Annotated in this window: 1 rRNA gene; it reads left to right on the top strand. The window is 44.7% G+C overall.

From position 1 onward, the window contains the following. Window positions 1–87 (top strand): 16S ribosomal RNA (locus tag M0413_RS22765); the annotation flags it as partial. Window positions 88–356 lie beyond the last annotated feature (269 nt).

Genomic DNA, 356 nt, shown 5'->3' with positions numbered 1-356 from the left:
GGGGCGCTCACCACTTTGTGGTTCATGACTGGGGTGAAGTCGTAACAAGGTAGCCCTAGGGGAACCTGGGGCTGGATCACCTCCTTACCTATACGACTAACTCGATGTTTGGTTGGTAAGAAACTGCTCCATGCGTTTCTTACACACGGCACATCCATGTGCCTGAGTGTTCACACAGATGGCTTGTTGAACTTCCTGTAAGGGAAGGGAGAGCGACATGCACCGCGAGCCGGTATGCATTGTTATTTAACAATTTGGAAAGCTGATAGTAATTAACACAATGATGTCTGTCGTTGTGTTAATACGAAAAAAATTGAGTTCTTAAAACACTTGTTAAGTGTCTTGAATATTCAAGT

Origin of the sequence: Shewanella sp. 8A (genome assembly GCF_023475945.1) — a bacterium.
Lineage (GTDB): Bacteria > Pseudomonadota > Gammaproteobacteria > Enterobacterales > Shewanellaceae > Shewanella > Shewanella xiamenensis.
The sequence above is the reverse complement of the archived record's forward strand: the minus strand, read 5'-3'. Positions and strand labels throughout refer to the sequence as shown.